This is a genomic window from Erwinia sp. SLM-02 (assembly GCF_037450285.1).
Lineage (GTDB): Bacteria > Pseudomonadota > Gammaproteobacteria > Enterobacterales > Enterobacteriaceae > Erwinia.
The window spans coordinates 906,952-925,489 of the sequence record NZ_JAQISN010000001.1; the positions used below are offsets into that span (position 1 = coordinate 906,952).

The 18,538-nt window shown below is 55.4% G+C and carries 17 protein-coding genes; 5 read left to right on the forward strand and 12 right to left on the reverse strand.

Annotation, left to right across the window (positions count from 1 at the left end):
• The first annotated feature begins 26 nt into the window (after positions 1–26).
• Positions 27–1,265, forward strand: coding sequence for a peptidase T (gene pepT / locus PGH32_RS04325; protein ID WP_337893273.1), 1,239 nt, complete (start codon positions 27–29; stop codon positions 1,263–1,265).
• 75 nt (positions 1,266–1,340) lie between these two features.
• Here pepT and PGH32_RS04330 read toward each other — a convergent pair whose 3' ends face one another.
• The 8 genes from PGH32_RS04330 to rluE all read right to left on the reverse strand — a co-directional run bounded on the left by PGH32_RS04330 (position 1,341) and on the right by rluE (position 9,348).
• Complete coding sequence (locus tag PGH32_RS04330) at positions 1,341–2,468, reverse strand: ribosomal protein uL16 3-hydroxylase (protein WP_314419567.1); 1,128 nt, start codon at positions 2,466–2,468, stop codon at positions 1,341–1,343.
• 92 nt (positions 2,469–2,560) lie between these two features.
• Positions 2,561–4,033 carry a two-component system sensor histidine kinase PhoQ gene (gene phoQ / locus PGH32_RS04335; RefSeq protein ID WP_314419565.1) on the reverse strand — a complete coding sequence of 491 codons (1,473 nt, stop codon included), beginning with the start codon at positions 4,031–4,033 and terminating at the stop codon, positions 2,561–2,563.
• A gap of 4 nt (positions 4,034–4,037) precedes the next feature.
• On the reverse strand, positions 4,038–4,706 hold the full coding sequence (phoP, locus tag PGH32_RS04340; protein WP_314419564.1) for a two-component system response regulator PhoP: 669 nt from the start codon (positions 4,704–4,706) through the stop codon (positions 4,038–4,040).
• A 119-nt stretch (positions 4,707–4,825) separates the two neighbouring features.
• Positions 4,826–6,196, reverse strand: a complete 1,371-nt coding sequence (gene purB, locus PGH32_RS04345) for an adenylosuccinate lyase (RefSeq protein WP_314419562.1) — start codon at positions 6,194–6,196, stop codon at positions 4,826–4,828.
• A gap of 29 nt (positions 6,197–6,225) precedes the next feature.
• A complete protein-coding gene (hflD, locus tag PGH32_RS04350) occupies positions 6,226–6,870 on the reverse strand; it encodes a high frequency lysogenization protein HflD (RefSeq protein WP_314419561.1) in 645 nt (214 codons plus the stop codon).
• Between the two features lie 36 nt (positions 6,871–6,906).
• On the reverse strand, positions 6,907–8,016 hold the full coding sequence (gene mnmA, locus PGH32_RS04355; RefSeq protein WP_314419560.1) for a tRNA 2-thiouridine(34) synthase MnmA: 1,110 nt from the start codon (positions 8,014–8,016) through the stop codon (positions 6,907–6,909).
• A 187-nt stretch (positions 8,017–8,203) separates the two neighbouring features.
• Positions 8,204–8,677, reverse strand: coding sequence for an NUDIX hydrolase (locus PGH32_RS04360; RefSeq protein WP_314419559.1), 474 nt, complete (start codon positions 8,675–8,677; stop codon positions 8,204–8,206).
• 14 nt (positions 8,678–8,691) lie between these two features.
• The gene (gene rluE, locus PGH32_RS04365; protein WP_337893274.1) at positions 8,692–9,348 is read right to left on the reverse strand and encodes a 23S rRNA pseudouridine(2457) synthase RluE; all 657 of its coding nucleotides are present in this window, start codon (positions 9,346–9,348) and stop codon (positions 8,692–8,694) included.
• Positions 9,349–9,450: 102 nt separating this feature from the next.
• Between rluE and icd the strand changes: the two genes are divergently transcribed.
• Both icd and acuI read left to right on the forward strand, forming a co-directional pair.
• A complete protein-coding gene (icd, locus tag PGH32_RS04370; protein WP_314419557.1) occupies positions 9,451–10,701 on the forward strand; it encodes an NADP-dependent isocitrate dehydrogenase in 1,251 nt (416 codons plus the stop codon).
• A gap of 309 nt (positions 10,702–11,010) precedes the next feature.
• Positions 11,011–11,994 (forward strand): acrylyl-CoA reductase (NADPH), encoded by a 984-nt coding sequence (gene acuI / locus PGH32_RS04375; protein WP_337893275.1) that lies wholly within the window; start codon positions 11,011–11,013, stop codon positions 11,992–11,994.
• Between the two features lie 52 nt (positions 11,995–12,046).
• Here the strand turns inward: acuI and acuR are convergent, their stop codons facing one another.
• Positions 12,047–12,703 carry an acrylate utilization transcriptional regulator AcuR gene (gene acuR, locus PGH32_RS04380; RefSeq protein ID WP_314419555.1) on the reverse strand — a complete coding sequence of 219 codons (657 nt, stop codon included), beginning with the start codon at positions 12,701–12,703 and terminating at the stop codon, positions 12,047–12,049.
• A gap of 767 nt (positions 12,704–13,470) precedes the next feature.
• Between acuR and PGH32_RS04385 the strand changes: the two genes are divergently transcribed.
• Both PGH32_RS04385 and PGH32_RS04390 read left to right on the forward strand, forming a co-directional pair.
• On the forward strand, positions 13,471–13,800 hold the full coding sequence (locus tag PGH32_RS04385; RefSeq protein ID WP_337893276.1) for a hypothetical protein: 330 nt from the start codon (positions 13,471–13,473) through the stop codon (positions 13,798–13,800).
• A gap of 31 nt (positions 13,801–13,831) precedes the next feature.
• The gene (locus tag PGH32_RS04390; RefSeq protein WP_337893277.1) at positions 13,832–14,038 is read left to right on the forward strand and encodes a hypothetical protein; all 207 of its coding nucleotides are present in this window, start codon (positions 13,832–13,834) and stop codon (positions 14,036–14,038) included.
• Positions 14,039–14,090: 52 nt separating this feature from the next.
• Here the strand turns inward: PGH32_RS04390 and PGH32_RS04395 are convergent, their stop codons facing one another.
• The 3 genes from PGH32_RS04395 to PGH32_RS04405 all read right to left on the reverse strand — a co-directional run bounded on the left by PGH32_RS04395 (position 14,091) and on the right by PGH32_RS04405 (position 18,317).
• Positions 14,091–15,377, reverse strand: coding sequence for a carbohydrate porin (locus tag PGH32_RS04395; RefSeq protein WP_337893278.1), 1,287 nt, complete (start codon positions 15,375–15,377; stop codon positions 14,091–14,093).
• Positions 15,367–16,779, reverse strand: coding sequence for a glycoside hydrolase family 1 protein (locus PGH32_RS04400; protein WP_337893279.1), 1,413 nt, complete (start codon positions 16,777–16,779; stop codon positions 15,367–15,369). The genes PGH32_RS04395 and PGH32_RS04400 overlap by 11 nt, the downstream gene beginning before the upstream one ends.
• Before the next feature lie 104 nt (positions 16,780–16,883).
• Positions 16,884–18,317, reverse strand: coding sequence for a PTS transporter subunit EIIC (locus PGH32_RS04405; RefSeq protein WP_337893280.1), 1,434 nt, complete (start codon positions 18,315–18,317; stop codon positions 16,884–16,886).
• Positions 18,318–18,538 lie beyond the last annotated feature (221 nt).

Consider the following 18,538-nt stretch of genomic DNA (forward strand, 5'->3'; position numbering starts at 1 on the left):
AATACTGGCATTCAGAGGGACGACAGATGAATAACTTACTCGATCGCTTCTTAAACTATGTAGCCGTGGATACGCAATCTAAAGGTAACGTTCGTCAGGTCCCCAGTACGGAGGGGCAGTTACGCCTGGCGGACCAGCTTTGTGAAGAGCTGCATGATTTGGGGCTGAGCGATATCAGCTGTAGCGAACACGGGATCGTCATGGCCACGCTGCCCGCTACGGTCAGCTGGCCGGTGCCGGTGATTGGCTTTATTTCGCATGTGGATACCTCGCCGGATTTCACTGGAAAAAATGTGTCTCCGCAGGTCATTGAAAACTATCGCGGCGGCGATATCGCCCTGGGCATTGGCGATGAGATCCTGTCGCCGGTGATGTTCCCGGTTCTGCACGAGCTGCTGGGCCATACGCTGATTACTACCGACGGTAAAACCCTGCTGGGGGCCGATGATAAAGCCGGTGTTGCTGAGATCATGACCGCGCTGGCGCGGCTGATTGAGGGCAAACGGCCGCACGGCGAGATCCGCGTGGCCTTCACCCCCGATGAAGAAATTGGTAAAGGCGTTCACTACTTTGACGTGGCGGCCTTTGCCGCAGACTGGGCCTATACCGTCGACGGCAGTGGCCTGGGGGAGTTTGAGTACGAGAATTTCAACGCCGCGTCGGTCACGGTAAAAATCACCGGCAACAACGTGCATCCCGGTACGGCAAAAGGGGTGATGGTCAACGCGCTCGATCTGGCCACGCGTTTTCATCAGGCGCTGCCGCCTGCTGAAGTTCCGGAAAAAACCGCCGGCTATGAAGGCTTCTATCATCTGCACGGGATAAAAGGCGCGGTCGATCGCGCAGAAATGCACTATATCCTTCGCGACTTCGATCGTGAAAGCTTCGCCCGGCGCAAGCAGCTGATGCAGGATACCGCACGGCGGATACAGCAGTCGCTGCCGCATTCGGCGGTGATTGAGCTGGTGATTGAGGACAGCTACTACAACATGCGTGAGAAGGTGGAAGCCTGCCCGCAAAGTATTGACCTGGCCCTGCAGGCGATGCGCGACTGCGATATCACCCCGCTGGTGAAACCGATTCGCGGCGGCACCGACGGTTCACAGCTTTCCTATATGGGGCTGCCCTGTCCGAATCTGTTTACCGGCGGCTATAACTATCACGGCAGGCATGAATTCGCCTCGCTGAATAATATGGAGAAGGCGGTGCAGGTGATTGAACGGATTGCCACACTGACGGCGGAACAGGCGAAGGGCGCTTCCTGAAGAGGGGAGGACACGTTTGTTAAAATAACCGCAGGGACGGATACCGCTTAAAACGCGGTATCCGCGATCGACGTATTACTCTTCGTCGCCGAAGAACCAGTAACCGCTGTTGACCAGTGCCGCCAGCTGGGCAAGGAACGACGGGTCATCCAGGGCGTCGCCGAAGGATGCCTGGTTCAGCGTCAGCTGATTGGCCAGCGCGGTCAGCGCGGCGCGGTGCGGCGAATCCAGCTGCTCACCGTTGATAAATACCGCATCCCCAATCGATACCACGCGCAGGCCGCCGAGGCGTGAAAGCGAGTCGCCCTGCTGAAGCGCATCGTAAATTTCATCCGGCTGGTACGGTGGTTCCGGCGGAGCAACGTCCAGCTCGTGGCGCGACTGCGAAATAAACTCACCGAACCACTGGTTAAACTGCTGCGGCTGGTCGATCACGTCCAGCATCATCTGACGGATCCCGGCCAGCTCGGCGGGCAGGATCTCGGCCGGATGTTCGCGCGGCTGCACGTCCGGATCGCTGAAGCGGTAGCTGCCCAGCTCTCGTGACAGCACGTGATCGGCAAAGCCGCTGATCAGCTCGCGCCCGCTTGGCGCACGGAAACCTACCGAGTAGTTGAGGGCATTTTCCAGCGAGTAGCCTTCGTGCGGGAATCCCGGTGGAATATACAGAATATCGCCCGGCTCCATCTCTTCATCAATGATGGCGTCGAACGGCTCAACCTGCAGCAGATCCGGGTGCGGGCAGTGCTGTTTCAGTTCGGTTTTTTCACCCACCCGCCAGCGGCGGCGGCCGGTTCCCTGAATGATAAAGACATCATACTGGTCGAAATGCGGTCCAACCCCGCCGCCCGGCACCGAGAAGGAGATCATTAAATCATCGGTGCGCCAGTCGGGAAGGAAGCGGAAAGGGCGCATCAGCGCGGCGGAAGGCTCGTGCCAGTGATCGACGGCCTGCACCAGCAGCGACCAGTTATTTTCCCCCAGGTGGTCATAGCTTTCGAACGGGCCGTGCCCGACCTGCCATTTACCGTTCTGATGGCTGACGAGGCGGCTGTCCACCTCGTTTTCCATGGCCAGGCCGGCCAGCTCATCGGGAGAAATAGGGTCAACGAAGTTTTTGAAACCGCGCTTAAGCACCACCGGCCGTTTTTGCCAGTAGCGCTGAATGAAATCGGGCCAGTTAAGGTCGAGTTGGTAATCCATGATGGTTTCCTGAAGCGCCAAAGTGAATCGATTATAACAGTGCACGGCCCTGACTGTGTACCGTCTCGCTCAAATGTCTGTGCATAAGCGGCTTACTCATCCTTGTGCAGCAGCTCCTGGCGACGAAAGACGATTTCCATCCGCGCGCCGCCGAGCTGGCTGGCACCGGCGGTAATATCCCCCGCATACTGTTCCAGGATTTCACGCGCCAGCCCCAGTCCCAGCCCCTGGCCGGGGCGCAGCGTATCGGCGCGCTGCCCGCGGATAAACACCAGGTCGCGTTTGTTTTCCGGGATGCCGGGGCCGTCATCTTCCACCACCAGCTGCAGCTGGTTATCGGTCTGGCTGGCGGTCACCTCGACAAACTCCAGGCAGTATTTGCAGGCGTTATCCAGCACGTTGCCCATCACTTCCATAAAATCGTTCTGCTCGCCGACGAAGATCAGCTCGGGGGAGATATCCAGCGTCAGCACCACGCCTTTACGCTGATACACCTTGTTGAGCGCCGAACACAGGCTGTCGAGCAGGGCGGGTACCGAGTGCAGGTCGCGCTTCAGGGCGTGATGGTCGGCCTGCATGCTGGCCCGATGCAGGTAGTAACCAATCTGCTGGGAGATGCGGCTGATCTGCTCCAGCATGATCGGCTCCGCCTGCTCTATCGACAGGTTCCGACCGCCGCGCAGCGAGCGCAGCGTGGTCTGCAACACCGCCAGCGGGGTTTTCAGGCTGTGGGTCAGGTCGCTGAGCGTGGTCCGGTAGCGGGTATAGCGCTGCCGCTCGTTATCCAGCAGCATATTGAGGTTACGCACCAGTCCCTTCAGCTCCTGCGGCGGGGCCGGATCGAGCGTTTCCCGCACGCCGTTTTCCAGCTCGCGCACCTGTCCGGCCAGTGAGCCGATGGGGCGCAGGCTCCAGTGGGCGGCCAGCCACAGCAGGGGGATAATCAGCAGCAGATTGGCCAGCAGCACGTAGCTGAACCACGACCAGACAACGTCAGAATGCTGCAGCTCCTGCGGAATGGAATCCACCACCACAATGGTCAGCTCCGGGAGATTGACCGTGGCCTCGTAGCGGTTGACCGCCACCGAGTGGGTAAAGGTATCGTTGCCATCGTCGTCGTAGGCGCTGAGTTTATTCTGCGCATCGCGATCGTTGCTCAACACTTTACGACTGGTGTAGTTGTTGGTATCGATCTCGTAAAAATCGGACTTGTTCAGCCACTCGCGGCGAATTTTGCTGCGAATTTCAGGAACATCGCGCTGCTGCCACAGCAGCTTGCCGCGATTGTCATAGATAAACACCAGCGCCGGGAAGTTGAGCGACATGCGCTCCGGCTGCACGATGGTCAGCCGGTTGTTTTGCCACTGAGCGAGCGTGAAGAACAGATTGCTCTCGCTGCGCAGTACGCGATAGGTATTCTTGTCGAAGCTCACCACGTAGCCAATCACCGCGACCATGCCGTAGGAGAGTGACATGGTCAGGACCACTGCGGCGGTGGCGAGCAGGAAGCGCACGCGCAGCGACAGCGGTTTTTTCCGGCGGAAAAGTTTCCGCAGCAGGTTCATTGCGTCAGAGGTCGAAACGGTAGCCCTGACCGCGCACCGTGGTAATCACATCCAGCGGGTGTTCCGCCTGGATCTTCTTACGCAGGCGCCCCATCAGGACGTCAATGGTGTGGCTTTCACGCAGTTCAGCATCGGGATAGAGCTGCAGCATCAGCGAATCTTTACTGACCACTTTACCGACGTTGCGGATCAGCGTTTCAATAATGGTGTATTCGAACGCGGTCAGCTTGATCTGCTGCTCGTTAATCGTCAGCTCGCGGCGGGAAAGATCGATCTGGAAGGGAGCCAGGGTAATAATCTGTGAGGCCAGACCGCTGTTGCGGCGCATCAGCGCCTGCATGCGGGCGACCACCTCTTCAATATGGAAGGGTTTGGTCACGTAATCATCGGCACCGGCTTCCAGCGCTTCAACCTTGGCCTGCCAGCCATCGCGGGCGGTCAGCACCAGGATCGGCTGACGCACGTCCTGACTGCGCCAGCGGCGGATCATCGCCATACCGTCTTCATCCGGCAGGCCGAGATCGACCAGCGTAATGTCCGGCGTATGCTCATTGAGGAAATAATCCGCTTCTTTTGCGCCTTCCGCGGCATCCACCTGATGACCCATCTCGCGCAGCTGAACGGCAAGATGATGACGCAACAGAGGGTTATCCTCGACGACTAACACACGCATAACCTAATCCTTAATCAATTCGAACTGCGTATAGTCGCAGCATAAACTGTCAGAAGTATAGGAGGAAGCAAATAAACCGCAGGTTAACGCGGGCCGACTAGCGCCGGCCCGGCGGAGGATTATTTCAGATCATCAACCATCTGGATGGCGCGGCCGAGGTAGTTGGCCGGGGTCATCTGCTTCAGACGGGTTTTTTCTTCTTCCGGCAGGGCCAGACCGTCGATAAACGTCTTCATGCCTTCGGCATCAACGCGCTTGCCGCGGGTCAGCTCTTTCAGCTTCTCGTAAGGCTTTTCAATGCCGTAACGGCGCATCACGGTCTGAATCGGCTCAGCCAGCACTTCCCAGTTATGATCCAGCTCGTCCAGCAGACGGTCACGGTTCACTTCCAGCTTGGAAATGCCTTTCAGCGTCGCCTGATAGGCGATCAGCGCATAGCCCACGCCCACACCGAGGTTACGCAGTACGGTAGAGTCGGTCAGATCGCGCTGCCAGCGGGAAACCGGCAGTTTGCTGGCCAGGTGCTGCATGACGGCGTTGGCCAGACCGAGGTTGCCTTCGGAGTTTTCGAAGTCGATCGGGTTCACCTTGTGCGGCATGGTGGAAGAACCGATTTCACCGGCGATGGTTTTCTGCTTGAAGTGGTTCAGCGCGATATAACCCCAGACGTCGCGATCGAAGTCGATCAGAATGGTGTTAAAGCGGGCCATGCAGTCAAACAGTTCCGCGATGTAGTCGTGTGGCTCGATCTGCGTGGTGTACGGGTTCCAGGTGATGCCCAGCGAGGTGACAAACTCTTCGCTCAGCTGGTGCCAGTCCACTTCCGGGTAAGCGGCGATGTGGGCGTTGTAGTTACCGACCGCACCGTTGATTTTACCCAGTACTTCAATGCGCTCCAGCTGGCGCAGCTGGCGTTCAAAGCGGTAAGCGACGTTGGCCATCTCTTTACCCAGCGTTGACGGGGTAGCCGGCTGGCCGTGGGTACGGGAAAGCAGCGGAATATCGCGGTACTGTACGGCGAGATCCTTCACCGCAGCGATGATTTTGTTCCAGTAAGGCACAATGACGTCGCGGCGCGCGGTATCCAGCATCAGCGCGTGGGACAGGTTGTTAATGTCTTCTGAGGTACAGGCGAAGTGGATAAATTCGGAAACGGCATGCAGGGCAGGCACGCTCTCCACTTTCTCTTTCAGGAAGTACTCAACCGCCTTCACATCGTGGTTGGTGGTGCGCTCGATGGTTTTGATACGCGCGGCGTCTTCTTCGCTGAATCCGGCGACAATAGCATCAAGGAAAGCGTTTGCGTCGGCATCAAATGCAGGAACTTCCTTGATCGCAGCGTTGGAGGCCAGTTTTTGTAACCAGCGAACTTCAACCTCAACGCGGAATTTCAGCAGACCGAATTCGCTGAAAATGCCACGCAGTGGGCTGACTTTGTCGCCATAACGACCATCAACAGGTGAGACGGCGGTCAGAGAGGATAATTCCATTGTTGCTGCTCCAGGATCGGTTAAAAAAATCAGGTTGGTGTCCCGTTCAGGCGGGCCAGAATCGCTTTCGCCTCATTAACGAGACGGCCACGGGAAAACATCAGCTGCAGGCGGCCACCGCCAACCTGCTGCCACAGCACCGCTGCGCGGATACCCGCCAGCAGTGCCGCACGAACTTTGCTCTGCACCTGCGTATTCTGCAGGATCGCCGGAGAACCGGTGACCTGGATACGCGGCCCGAGCGGGCTTATCACATCCACGTAAATCCCGGCCATGGCGCTGACCAGGGTGTCAGACTCCAGGCCATAGTGCGCCAGCTGGCGATCGAGCTGGGCGATACGCCGCGACAGCTCGTTCATGGCCTCTTTATTGCCGTGAAGCTTACGCTCCAGCACCATCAGGCTCAGGGTGTAACGCGTCAGCTCCCCGCCCAGCCCCTGGCGGCTGTTGCTGTTCAGCACCGCCTGCAGGGTTTCCAGGCCGAAGCGCAGGTTGGCTTCATCGTCGCCAAACACCGCCAGCGTGGAGGACGGATTCAGATCCAGCAGGCTGTGCAGCGAGACCTTCAGCGCCTCCGGCGGACACTGGCCCTGGTGCGCCAGCTGCTGCACCAGGTGAGCGGACTGGCAGATACCGGCCAGTGCCAGGGTAATATCATAATAGTTCTTCGCCACGATGACTCCTGTTGTCTTCCCTGCACGTCGTCTGTATCAGGCGGTGACCAGAGGCAGACGCTGTTCGATAATGCCGCCGCCGAGGCAGACTTCATCAAGATAAAATACCGCTGACTGACCCGGCGTAACCGCCGCGACCGGCTCGTCGAAACGAACCTCAATACGTTCGTCGTCGATCGGCGTGATGGTGCACGGAATATCTTCCTGGCGATAGCGGGTTTTCACCACGCAGCGCAGCGGGGCGCGGAGCACTTCGCGATCCACCCAGTGAAGCTGCTGCGCGATCAGGCCCACGGACATCAGGCGCGGGTGATCGTGGCCCTGGGCGACAATCAGCACGTTATTCGCCACGTCCTTATCCACCACGTACCACGGCTGCTCGCTGTGTTCTTTGGTGCCGCCAATGCCCAGCCCTTTGCGCTGGCCCAGCGTGTGGTACATCAGCCCCTGATGCTGGCCGACGGTATCTCCGGCCACGGTCACAATCGGGCCTGGCTGTGCGGGCAGATAGCGCGCAAGGAATTCGGTAAATTTGCGCTCGCCGATAAAGCAGATGCCGGTGGAGTCTTTCTTCTTCGCGGTAATCAGCTCAAGCTGTTCCGCAATGCGGCGCACTTCCGGTTTTTCCAGCTCGCCCACCGGGAAAAGGCTCTGGGCTATCTGATCGGTGCCCAGCGTGTAAAGGAAGTAGCTCTGATCTTTATTGCCATCCAGGCCGCGCAGCAGGCGGCTTTTGCCGTCAACGTCGGCACGGCGCACGTAGTGGCCGGTGGCAATATAGTCCGCGCCGAGATCTTCAGCGGCAAACTCCAGGAAGGCTTTAAACTTGATCTCTTTATTACACAGAATATCCGGGTTTGGCGTGCGGCCCGCTTTGTACTCCGCAAGGAAGTGTTCGAAGACGTTATCCCAGTATTCGGCGGCAAAGTTTACCGTGTGTAAATAGATGCCGAGCTTGTCGCAGACGGCCTGGGCGTCGGCGAGATCGTCTGCTGCGGTGCAGTACTCTTCGCCATCGTCCTCCTCCCAGTTTTTCATAAACAGGCCTTCAACCTGATAGCCCTGCTGCTGCAGTAACCAGGCGGAAACGGAGGAGTCAACGCCGCCGGACATCCCGACGATCACTTTTTTCTGGCTGTTAGACATAATTACCTGACTTTAAAGTTTTTACCCGTCATTTCCCCATCCGGTACACAGGCTATGCTGGCCTGTCGCCGCCGCCGGCTGAAACCGGGCCGGCGCGATGGCGCTGTCGCTGCCTTGCCGCACGGGGAAAATGTTGGGCACCAGGAGTCGTTAAAGGCGACTCTGATAAAATTGCGGCGGCATTCTATCACGCACCGGCGACGGGTGCATCCTCGCTAAACGGCCACTGAAAGGTGTTGAGGATCGTCAGCGGATAGCGCGGGCCATGCTGGTAAACACGCAGGCTTTCCGCCACCAGCGGCGAGCGCAGCTTCTTCGACGTCAGGATCTCTTCCGGCGGCAGCCACCAGCAGCGATCGATGTCGCGATCCTGCGGGTAAGTTTCTACTATGGCGGGCAGGTCGAGGCAAAACAGAAAGCGCAGGAACGGCGTGTTGTCCGGCGCAATCCACTGGTGCATACCCAGGAACGCCTGCGGCACGGCTTCAATACCGGTTTCTTCCGACAGTTCACGTGCGGCGGCCTGCAGCAGCGTTTCGTTGGCTTCCAGATGGCCTGCCGGCTGGTTCAGGGTGGCGCGGCCGCGTACCCGCTCCTCTACGACCAGAAATTGCCCTTCGGCCTGAACGACGGTGGCGACGGTAACGTGCGGTTTGAACATTGGATTCTCCTTAATCAGATCAGATGGCTGATATCGCGCCATTCGCCCGGGGCCAGCCCTTCTAACTGCAGCGTGCCCATTGAAAAGCGAATTAAACGCAGGGTGGGGAAACCGATATGGGCGGTCATGCGCCGCACCTGACGGTTGCGCCCCTCAAACAGGGTGATTTTCAGCCAGCGGGTAGGAATCGCCCTGCGCTCGCGGATCGGGGGTTCGCGCAGCCACAGCCAGTCGGGTTCCGCAACGCGTTCAACCTGTGCGGGCAGGGTGAGGCCATCTTTCAGCGTAACGCCGCTGCGCAGCGGCTGCAAATCGCTCTCTGCGGGATCGCCCTCAACCTGAACAAAATAGACCTTTCCGGTGCGTTTTCCCGGCTGGGTCAGCCTGGCCTGCAGCGCGCCGTCATTGGTCAACACCATCAGCCCCTCGCTGTCGCGGTCAAGCCGCCCGGCTGCATAAACGCCCGTTTGCGGCACATAATCTTTCAATGTGCGCCGCCCGGATTCGTCGCTGAACTGTGGCAGAACATCGAACGGTTTGTTAAATAAAATCACGCAGCGCGGCCCCTTATCGACGGGTCTGGCCGCCTGGCGCGGGCTGGTCCGCTTAACGCGGTGAGGGCTAACAGAAGATTTTCGCATGGTCTTTGCACTTAGAAACAATAAGCGCATTATACCGCAATCCTGAGATGATTGGCGCGGAGTCAATATTCAAGTAGTATTGACGCGCATCTTACAAGTCATTAACAAAAAAAGCGCTCGAAGGAGAGGTTAATGGAAAGCAAAGTAGTTGTTCCGGCGGAAGGTCAGAAAATCACCCTGGAAAAGGGAAAATTAAACGTACCTAACAATCCAATCATCCCATTCATCGAAGGTGATGGTATTGGTGTGGACGTTTCTCCAGTGATGATCAAAGTTGTCGACGCCGCTGTACAGAAGGCTTATAACGGTGAGCGTAAAATTTCCTGGATGGAAATTTACACCGGTGAGAAATCGGTAGAGCTCTACGGCCAGGACGTTTGGCTGCCGCAGGAAACCCTCGATCTGATTAAAGATTACCGCGTGGCCATCAAAGGCCCACTGACTACCCCAGTCGGTGGTGGTATTCGTTCCCTGAACGTTGCGCTGCGTCAGCAGCTTGACCTCTACATCTGCCTGCGTCCGGTTCGTTACTACACCGGTACGCCAAGCCCGGTTAAACGCCCTGAAGATACCGACATGGTGATCTTCCGCGAAAACTCCGAAGATATCTATGCCGGTATCGAGTGGAAAGCGGGCACGCCGGAAGCGGATAAAGTGATCAAGTTCCTGCGTGACGAAATGGGCGTGAAGAAAATTCGCTTCCCTGAGCAGTGTGGTATCGGCGTTAAGCCGTGCTCTGAAGCCGGTACTAAGCGCCTGGTTCGTGCGGCCATCGAATACGCAATCACTAACGACCGTGATTCCGTGACCCTGGTTCACAAAGGCAACATCATGAAGTTCACCGAAGGCGCCTTCAAGGACTGGGGCTATGCTCTGGCACGCGAAGAGTTCGGCGGCGAGCTGATCGACGGCGGCCCGTGGGTGAAAATCAAGAACCCGAACACCGGCAAAGAGATCGTTATCAAAGACGTGATCGCCGACGCCTTCCTGCAGCAGATCCTGCTGCGTCCAGCCGAGTATGACGTTATTGCCTGTATGAACCTGAACGGTGACTACATCTCTGATGCCCTGGCGGCACAGGTTGGCGGTATCGGTATTGCTCCGGGCGCAAACATCGGTGACGAATGCGCCCTGTTCGAAGCCACCCACGGTACGGCACCTAAGTATGCAGGCCAGGATAAAGTGAACCCAGGTTCCGTTATCCTGTCCGCAGAAATGATGCTGCGCCATATGGAGTGGTTCGAAGCCGCAGACCTGATCGTTAAAGGCATGGAAGGCGCAATTAACGCCAAAACCGTGACCTATGACTTCGAGCGTCTGATGGACGGCGCTAAACTGCTGAAATCTTCAGAGTTTGGCGATGCAATGATCAGCCACATGTAATATGTGCCGTTGATGATTGTGAAGACGGGGGCCTTTTGGCCCCCGTTTTTGTTGGCAGCAGGCTAACGGTTATCAAAAAATCATCAGAGTAAGTTATCAAAATCCCCTCGTTCATACCGCAACAGTTATCCATCAGTGCTTCAGTTTGATTCTGATCAAAAATGCATCCGGTAATGCAATGAATAAACTCACAACTCTTGCATATCGGCAAAACGCTGGGATAGTAGCGATGTTTATTAGACGATCGGTCAATATTTTTATTATACTCCTGAATAATGACAGCCATACAACCGGACATACGAGGTAAAAATGTTTAAATATTTATTAATCAATGAAATAGAAGGTCGTTACTCTGCATTTTTTGTTGAAACCGCTGAAAGTGAGCTGCCTGAGGGGGATGTAACTGTCAATATCGACTACTCATCCATCAATTACAAAGATGCCCTGGCCATTACCGGGCGCGGCCCCATCGTCCGTCAATTCCCGATGGTGCCGGGTATCGATTTTGCAGGTACTGTGTCCGCCAGCTCACATCCGGATTTTCAGGCAGGCGATAAAGTTCTTCTGACCGGCTGGGGAGTAGGCGAAAAACACTGGGGTGGGCTATCCGAAAAAGCACGGGTAAAAGGGGACTGGCTGACGCCGCTGCCGGCTGGCGCAAACAGCAAACACGTAATGGCAATCGGGACAGCTGGCTTTACCGCAATGCTGTGTGTCGACGCGCTGCTGAATCATGGTGTTAAGCCTGAAGATGGGCCGGTACTGGTTACCGGTGCCAGCGGAGGGGTCGGCAGCATTGCGGCCATGATCCTTGCGTCGATGGGCTACCGTGTGACCGCGTCTACCGGTCGTCCGGAAGAATCCGCATGGCTCTATAAAACGGTCGGGGTGACCGATATTATTAATCGTACCGAGCTGTCCAGGCCTGGCAAACCGTTACAGAAAGAACGCTGGGCTGCCGCTATTGATACCGTTGGCAGCCACACGCTTTGTAATGCCTGCGCCGGGGTGCGCTATGGCAGCATTGTTGCAGCCTGCGGCATGGCACAGGGTATGAACCTGATGGGTAATGTGGCTCCGTTTATCCTGCGGGGTGTCACGCTGAAAGGGATTGACAGCGTCATGTTCGCGAAAGAGAAAAGAGCGGCGATCTGGCAGCAGGTATTAAAGCATTTACCAGAATCCACGCTGGATAGTCTGACCACCGTATATCCGCTCAGTGAGGCCATCAATGTGGCCGAAAAACTTCTGAATGGCGGAATTCGCGGCCGGGCCGTCATTCAATGCTGCTAAGTAAAGATACGGGGTTACTGATCGACTAAGGGGCCGGTATCGGCCTCTCTTTTTACCGTTTGGCCGTCTCATCCTGAGCTGGCTGATAACGTACGGACGTTTTGAAAAAACGCCAGAAATCGTACACAGGTTGGGTTGAACAATAAAGTTTGGCACGCATTACGGCACCTTCCCAGCCACTCCAGAAAATGGCCGCCAGCTGTTTGTCATCCATCTCTGAGCATATCTCACCGGACGATAAGGCATCGAACAGACAGGCCGCAACCAGAGCTTGCCAGCGCTCAAGAATATCCTGTAGCTGTTTAATAAAGGACGGCGGAAGCCCCGGGCTCTCCTGCATCATATTTCCCACCAGGCAGCCCCGGGTGAAGTCATACTTATTAATCCCGTCACAGGCATCGTGGATAAAATTTTCCAGACGTAACATGGGGGCGCAGGATGGTGTATGCAGATGTTTTTTAAGTTTATGCTCGAAGAAACTGTCATAGGCATCAAGAACGGTCTGTGCATATTCCTCTTTGCTCTTGAAGTAATAATAAAATGAGCCTTTAGGGACACTGGCATTTTTGACAATGGCATCGACTCCCGTCGAAAGAAAACCATTCTGCGTCAGCAGTTCAAGTCCGCTGCGGATCAGATCATTGCGGGTATCTGCATAGGTGCTTTCTGTTTTTCGTGGTCTTCCCCGCCCGCGAGTTTCGCTGGTCATGACTCATCTCCTGCATGTGTAAGCGGCAAAGCATAAGTGATTTTGCGCGAAAGCATCAATCAGATTATCCCCGACGGTTGTGAAGGCGTCTCCACTGCGGACTGACAGCGATAGTGCCTGCCACCCCAACATCACCGCAGGTCATTTGAGTAAACCTCCTGCAAGCTTTCCAGTACTGAGTGCAGTAGAGAATTATCCATTCCCCGTCCAAACACCCTGATATCCCGAATATCCCGTAGATCCTGAATACTCAAAATGTCATTTTATGACGTAGCTTCAGATCGGTTGAGGCTTTCAGCAGAACACGCTGAATATCATACTCTCATCGACGCGATCACAGCACTGATGCCCCCCTTTCGCCACCGTAGAGTGTTGTTGCTGGATAATCAGCTCCGCACCGGGAAGGTTGTTACTACCTTAATTACCTCAAGACTGTCTACTACCAGTCACCGGGCAGATTTATGTAATCTGTGAAGAAGTCATCCGGCAGCCAGCCATTCGTACCGTAGATTTTCACGCTGTCGAAATCGGTTGAGCTAAACGATATAACAGAGTGAAAGTGATTCGGTTCACAATTTATTGTTTATTATTGGGGTATTTGTTATTTTTTATATTGTTATTGTAAATTATTATTTTAACTATATGAAATAATTGATTTTTTTATGTTTTCGTGATTCCTGTTTATTTTTTTTAAATTTCATTATTTTTTGTTACTCTTGTTTTCCATTTAAAATGGAATGAATTTTAAATAATAAAAAGGAGAGATTATGAGAACGTTGGATTTTGTTGAATTAGATACCATCTCCGGAGCAGGTGGAAGGAATGATCCTGTTAATACATCTAACTCTATCAATAATGCAGGTCGTACGAGTGGTTCCCATCGGGGGCGAAACACGGGAGAAAACTTCTCTTATGATGGCGTCGATGATTGTTTAGCTACTGTAATTGGCGGGGCGATTGGAGGACTATTTGGAGGGTGGAAAGGCGCTGCAGGAGGCGCAGTTGGCGCAGCATTATCTCCTGTATGTGCAAAACCGGGCTCGGGTAATAGCTCTAACAATGTCGGTTCTAATTATGGTGCACAATGTACCTGGTAAAATATAATTTACAGGATGACTCGATGTGATAATGAAAATTTACCGTACCCTGTCTGGCTTTATCGGCGCGGTGATTGCCTTGGTGATTCTTGGTGGGGCCGGAGTACTCCCCGTCTGGGGCTTCAGTCCGCCAGCAGGGATATCGAAAATCCTGGTTGTGGCATCCAGTGTAGCCTGCACCATTAAATGTCTGGATTTTATCGCCATTCGGCTTTTCACCAGCAAATCCGAAAAGTAACCCTTTCAGACGGACACAAAGCCCGGATACCGGGCTTTGTGTCGAACATCTGCTACAGATTAATGACAATCTGCGTCAGCAGGTTCCACGCATCGTCCTCTTTCGGGGTGACGGAGGGGTGATGCGTCCAGGCTAACTGATTGGTCCAATATATGCCGTTACTGACGCGCAGCGTATAGGCGGTGGATGCCGTGGTGCTGTAACTTTCCGCGCTGCTGCCGTGCCGCTCGAAATAATCCTTCGCATCCTGGCTGAATTTATTCCAGGCCAGACCAAACGACAGCATATCCATTGGACGGCTGTCAAAGGGACCAATACTGAACAACGTCAGCGAGGCATCCTGGGTAAAGACATTGCGGTCTTCCGGCGAGTAGTTCGTTTTACCGTCGATGTACCATCCCCTGAAGGGCAGGCCGGCATCCGGCTGGCTGAGCTGATGGGTGGCTGCCAGGTAGTGGGACCAGGTTTCATTCTTATCCTGCTCGGACCTGTAGTCGAAGTAGGGGGTTTTATTGTAGACCGATCCGCCGCGAATCCACGTCAGGCCCTCTGACGCAGTGGCATTAACACGATAACCGATCTCGTTAATTAACAGCGTTCCCGCGTTCGGTACCTGCCAGCGCAGTCCGTAAGTATTGTATTTCGAATCCGCCAGCAGGCCGTCAGAGCTTTGGCTGCGGGCCACGCCAATATGATCGTACCAGCGCCGATCTTCAGACTGAAAACGAATATCCATGCCCGGGCTGGGTTTCAGGCTGGTGAGCCCGGCCTGGCTCAGCATAACGCTGGTCGGACCGAGCGCCGACGACGCCGTGCTGCTGCCAAGGTACAGGCCGTAGAAATGCGTCAGCCAGGCCGAGTAGCCGTAATGCAGGATCACCCGGTTATCAAATAAAGGCTGATAGACGGACAGATCGCTGATCGCCACGTGTCCGTCCTGACCGTTGCCTTTAAAATTGTTATAGGCATACATCGCGCCAAGATGCAGCTGTGCGCCCTCGCCCAGGCCAAGGCGCGCCAGATCCCAGGTAAGATCCGCGCTGAGCGCGTTGCCGGTGGTCAGCCGCTGGCCAACGTAGTTAGGCTCATTTTTCCAGTTGCCGGCCACGTCGTAGGTCAGGTTGGTTAACAGCTGAACCTGAGCATAGAAGCCCAGATCGGCCATATCCTGCCGCAGGCCGCCCCATTCGGGGGACAGGGTGTCACAGGCCGAACCAATGCTGGGTGTCTCTGGCCCCTTAGGCAGCATCTTATCGTACCGGGAGCAGTCATCAGCGGCCTGCGCCACGGGCGCGATCGACAGCAGCAGCGACGTCAGTAACAGCAGCTTATTGCGCATTTTTGTCCCCCTGCACCAGGCTGGCACCGTCGCTGGCAATCACCTGCTGATACCAGCCGAAGCTCTGTTTACGGTGGCGTTGCAGGGTGCCCTGGCCGCTATCGTCGCGGTCAACATAGATATAACCGTAGCGTTTCGACATTTCTGCCGTCGAGGCGCTGACCAGATCGATCGCCCCCCAACTGGTGTAGCCCAGAACCCTGGCGCCATCGGCAATCGCTTCACGAACCTGAACCAGATGGTCATTCAGATAAGCAATGCGGTAGTCATCGCGAATGCTGCCATCCTCTTCAATCCGGTCTTTCGCACCCAGCCCGTTTTCAACGATGAACAGCGGTTTCTGATAGCGGTCCCAGAGCATATTCAGCAGATAACGGATGCCTGCCGGGTCGATCTGCCAGCCCCATTCCGACGCCTTTAAATGCGGATTGGTAATCAGGTTTAAAATATTACCGGTGACTTTATGCTGTTCCGGGTCGGCACTGGCGCAACTGCTCATGTAATAGCTGAAGGAGAGGAAATCCACCGTTTCCCGCAGGTCTTCCCGATCCTGGTGGGTGATATCCAGCAGGATATTCTGCCGGGCAAAGTGGCGCTCCATATAGCTCGGGTATTCCCCCCGGGCCTGAACGTCGAAGAAGAACAGCCACTCCCGCTCTTTACGCTGTGCTTCGAGCACATCGTCAGGATGGCAGGTGAGCGGATACTGCGGCATTGCCGCCACCATATTGCCAATTCTGGCATCCGGAATAATCCGGTGGCAGGCTTTGACCACGCGAGCGCTGGCGACCAGCTGATGGTGGACCGCCTGGTAAACTTCCTGCGGACTGCTGCCTTCCGGCAGGCCCAGCGGGCCGAAATGGGCGAACAGGGCAGCGTTGATTTCGTTGAAGGTCAGCCACCATTTCACCTTGTGCTGATAGCGCTCAAATACCGTGGTGGCATAGCGTTCAAAAAAGGTAATGGTCTGCCGGTTTCCCCATCCCCCCAGGTTTTTCGCCAGGTGGTAAGGCATCTCGTAATGGGAAAGCGTTATCAGTGGCTGAATGTTGTGCTTAAGCATTTCGTCGAACAGCGCATCGTAAAAGGCCAGCCCGGCCTCATTCGGCGTGGTTTCATCGCCGTTAGGGTAAATACGTGTCCAGGCGATCGAGGTGCGCAGGGTTTTGAATCCCATCTCGGCAAACAGGGCAATATCTTCGGGATAGCGGTGATAGAAATCGCTGGCAACGTCTTTGATATACAGTCCACCGGCGGCTCTCTCCCCAGGAGGGTAGAGCAGGCCGTTTGTCTGATAGTCCGATGTGGACAGGCCTTTACCCGCCTCGTTAAAAGCGCCTTCGACCTGGTTGGCTGCAACCGCACCGCCCCAGAGGAAATCAGTTGGAAATGTCGTTTTCATGTATGCATCCTCATATTTTAGGTAATACCCAGCCCGTCCGGCAGCGGAAGGCAGCCAGGGAGGGAAAAACAGGGTGAAAAGGGTGGAAAAGAGTGAAAAGAAACTTAGCGTGGTGAAGCCGTATTCAGCTCCGCGTGACTGTCAGGGACCGATCGCGGTATACCGATCGCCCAGCTGCTGATAAAGGCGAACAGGAAAGCGACGGCAGAGCCGGTCACAATTCCCCAAAATCCGGCGTCGATGCCCGCTGGAGAGATAAAGGACGGGAAGGCGAAAATCCCCAGTCCGCCGAAGGCGTAGGCCGTGCCGTGGTAATAACCGATGATTGCGCCCCCGAGCGCCCCGCCCATGCAGCCCAGCACAAACGGTCGCTTCAGCGGCAGGTTAACGCCATAGATGGCGGGCTCGGTGATGCCAAAAATACTGGAAACGAATGACGGCCCGGCAATACGTTTTAACGCCGTGTCACGGGTGCGCAGCCACACGCCCAGCGTTGCGCCTGCCTGTGCCCAGACCGCCGCCTGAACCAGCACGGAGACGGTATCCACGCCGGTGGTCATCAGATTGTTGATCATCAACGGTGCCAGCCCCCAGTGCAGACCGAAGATCACGCACACCTGCCACAGCGCGCCGAAGACGGCACCCGCGAAGGTCGGATTGAGGTGCCAGACCCAGTTATACCCGATGCCGATGGCGGAACTGAGCTGGGTAGCCAGAGGGCCGATGACCAGGAAGGTGGCCGGTAAGGTGATGACCAGGCACAGGTAGGGCGTCACGAAGGTTCTGATTGATGCCGGCAGCCAGCGGTTGAATCGTTTTTCCAGCCAGCAGCTGAACCAGGCCGCGAGTATCACCGGGATCACCGTGGAACTGTAATTGATGAAGGTGACCGGGATCGTCAGGAACGAATAATGGCGGGCCGGATCGGCCTGGGTGGTGTGAAACAGTTCAATCAGGGAGGGGTGAACCATGGCGGCACCTAATACCAGCGTGACCAGTGGATTACCTCCGAATTTTTTCCCGGCGGTATATCCCAGCAGTACGGGCATGAAGAAAAATACCGCATCGCTGGCAGCAAAGAGAATAAGGTAAGTTCCGTCATCTTTATTCAGCCAGTGGAATAGCGTGGCAATGATCAACGAACCTTTTAATAATCCCGCAGCCACCAATATTGCCAGCAGCGGGGCGAAGATGCTGGATATAATATCAACGGTGATGTTTAAAATGGCCTTAAAACCCCGTGGAGATGAAGGTGATGAGGAATTTTTATCGCCACTTTCCTCTGGGTTATTATCCGGAATATATTCAGCCAGCTGATTGTATACCTCACCCACGTGGCTGCCGATAACCACCTGGAACTGCCCGCCGCTTTCAACGACGGTAATGATTCCTGCCACCTGTTTTAATTTTTCCGCCTGAGACAGGCTGCTGTCTTTAAGCTTGAAGCGCAGGCGTGTGGCGCAATGAATAACGCTGACGATATTATCCCGGCCACCAACTCCGGATACGATCTCAGCACATAAATGGGCATATCCCATAACTTACCTCTTGTCAGACTTTCCTGAGAAGGAAATTTTAGGCAAAAAAAAACCTAACTTTCCTTCCCGTTGACCTGATTCGGGAGGTGTAGTTAGGTTTTGCTCAGCGCGCCGTTTCGGCGAGAAGATAACAATCCTGTTATGGAAAAATTTATAATATTAAACTCCCGTCCCGACAAGTGTTTTTCTTAATGTTATGACACTGTGTGAAGTGTCTCACA

What these genes read in the sequence shown, in the direction of transcription:
- pepT (WP_337893273.1), top strand. Translation starts at nt 27, where the DNA reads ATGAATAACTTACTCGATCGCTTCTTAAACTATGTAGCCGTGGATACG.
- PGH32_RS04330 (WP_314419567.1), bottom strand. Translation starts at nt 2,468, where the DNA reads ATGGATTACCAACTCGACCTTAACTGGCCCGATTTCATTCAGCGCTAC.
- phoQ (WP_314419565.1), bottom strand. Translation starts at nt 4,033, where the DNA reads ATGAACCTGCTGCGGAAACTTTTCCGCCGGAAAAAACCGCTGTCGCTG.
- phoP (WP_314419564.1), bottom strand. Translation starts at nt 4,706, where the DNA reads ATGCGTGTGTTAGTCGTCGAGGATAACCCTCTGTTGCGTCATCATCTT.
- purB (WP_314419562.1), bottom strand. Translation starts at nt 6,196, where the DNA reads ATGGAATTATCCTCTCTGACCGCCGTCTCACCTGTTGATGGTCGTTAT.
- mnmA (WP_314419560.1), bottom strand. Translation starts at nt 8,016, where the DNA reads ATGTCTAACAGCCAGAAAAAAGTGATCGTCGGGATGTCCGGCGGCGTT.
- PGH32_RS04360 (WP_314419559.1), bottom strand. Translation starts at nt 8,677, where the DNA reads ATGTTCAAACCGCACGTTACCGTCGCCACCGTCGTTCAGGCCGAAGGG.
- rluE (WP_337893274.1), bottom strand. Translation starts at nt 9,348, where the DNA reads ATGCGCTTATTGTTTCTAAGTGCAAAGACCATGCGAAAATCTTCTGTT.
- icd (WP_314419557.1), top strand. Translation starts at nt 9,451, where the DNA reads ATGGAAAGCAAAGTAGTTGTTCCGGCGGAAGGTCAGAAAATCACCCTG.
- acuI (WP_337893275.1), top strand. Translation starts at nt 11,011, where the DNA reads ATGTTTAAATATTTATTAATCAATGAAATAGAAGGTCGTTACTCTGCA.
- acuR (WP_314419555.1), bottom strand. Translation starts at nt 12,703, where the DNA reads ATGACCAGCGAAACTCGCGGGCGGGGAAGACCACGAAAAACAGAAAGC.
- PGH32_RS04385 (WP_337893276.1), top strand. Translation starts at nt 13,471, where the DNA reads ATGAGAACGTTGGATTTTGTTGAATTAGATACCATCTCCGGAGCAGGT.
- PGH32_RS04390 (WP_337893277.1), top strand. Translation starts at nt 13,832, where the DNA reads ATGAAAATTTACCGTACCCTGTCTGGCTTTATCGGCGCGGTGATTGCC.
- PGH32_RS04395 (WP_337893278.1), bottom strand. Translation starts at nt 15,377, where the DNA reads ATGCGCAATAAGCTGCTGTTACTGACGTCGCTGCTGCTGTCGATCGCG.
- PGH32_RS04400 (WP_337893279.1), bottom strand. Translation starts at nt 16,779, where the DNA reads ATGAAAACGACATTTCCAACTGATTTCCTCTGGGGCGGTGCGGTTGCA.
- PGH32_RS04405 (WP_337893280.1), bottom strand. Translation starts at nt 18,317, where the DNA reads ATGGGATATGCCCATTTATGTGCTGAGATCGTATCCGGAGTTGGTGGC.